Source organism: Halopseudomonas laoshanensis, assembly GCF_008365385.1.
GTDB lineage: Bacteria > Pseudomonadota > Gammaproteobacteria > Pseudomonadales > Pseudomonadaceae > Halopseudomonas > Halopseudomonas laoshanensis.
Window position 1 is genome coordinate 1 of sequence record NZ_QOVF01000016.1, and the last position, 1,238, is coordinate 1,238.

At 53.6% G+C, this 1,238-nt stretch carries 1 protein-coding gene; it reads left to right on the forward strand.

The genetic code is table 11. From position 1 onward, the window contains the following. Nucleotides 1–67 precede the first annotated feature (67 nt). A protein-coding gene (locus tag DT594_RS18895; protein ID WP_149334717.1) for an IS3 family transposase occupies nucleotides 68–1,230 on the forward strand; the annotation gives its coding sequence in 2 pieces (ribosomal slippage) (nucleotides 68–323 and nucleotides 323–1,230; 1,164 coding nt in all). The last annotated feature ends 8 nt before the right edge of the window (nucleotides 1,231–1,238 follow it).

Sequence of the window (1,238 nt, forward strand, 5' to 3'; positions counted from 1 at the left end):
TGTAGTGGTCTACTAATCCCGGACACCGAAATGGGTGGTAAATTTACCGCCATAGCTGAGGTGTTCCATGACAAGACAACGTCGTACGTTTTCAACTGAGTTCAAGCACGATGCCGCGTTGCTGGTTCTAGACCAGGGATACTCGGTCATAGAGGCAAGCAAGTCCCTGGGAGTTGGAGAAACAGCACTACGACGCTGGGTCGACCAGTTACGAACCGAGCGTGACGGCGGTACGCCCAAGGGTAAAGCTTTAACCCCAGAGCAACAGAAGATTCAGGAGCTCGAAGCCCGGATCAATCGGCTTGAACGGGAGAAAGCGATATTAAAAAAGGCTACTGCTCTCTTGATGGCGGACGAGCTCGATCGTTCGCGTTGATAGACCGGTTAAGTGAGCATGAGCCTGTTGAACTGGTCTGTGAAGCGTTCGGCATCTCCCGATCCAGCTACTACGATTCCCGGCGTCGCCGGAAGCAAATTGATCCCGAGAAATTGAGGCTGCGCAGTAAGGTAAATCAGCTGTTTAACGAGAGCCGGAGCTCTGCGGGTAGCAGATCGATCATGGGATCGATGCGCGAAGAAGGGTTTCAAATCGGCCGGTTCAAGGTCCGAAGCCTCATGCGCGATCTTGGGTTGGTATCCAAGCAGCCAGGGCGTCATGCGTACAAGTCCGCTACCGTTGAGCGAGTAGATATCCCGAACCATCTGAACAGAGAGTTTGCCGTGCAAGCGCCTAACCAGGCCTGGTGTGGCGACATCACCTATATTTGGGCTCAAGGACGCTGGTGTTACCTTGCCGTCGTCTTGGATCTGTTTAGCCGTTGTGTTGTGGGTTGGGCGCTATCGAGTCACCCGAATGCAGAGCTGGTCATAAGAGCGCTGGATATGGCTTATGAACAGCGAGGCCGGCCTCAGGACGTGATGTTTCACTCGGACCAGGGAAGCCAGTATGTCAGCCGCAAATTCAGGCAACGGTTATGGCGCTACCGTATGAGGCAAAGCATGAGCCGACGGGGCAACTGCTGGGATAACGCGCCCATGGAGCGGCTGTTCCGCAGCTTGAAGTCAGAATGGATACCAGGCACCGGATACACCACGTTCAAAGAAGCACAGCGAGACATCAGCTATTACCTGATGACACGCTACAACTGGCTGAGACCACATCAATTCAATGATGGTTTAGCACCTGCCAGGGCAGAGGAAAAACTTTATCCACTGTCCGGAATCAGTTGACCACTACA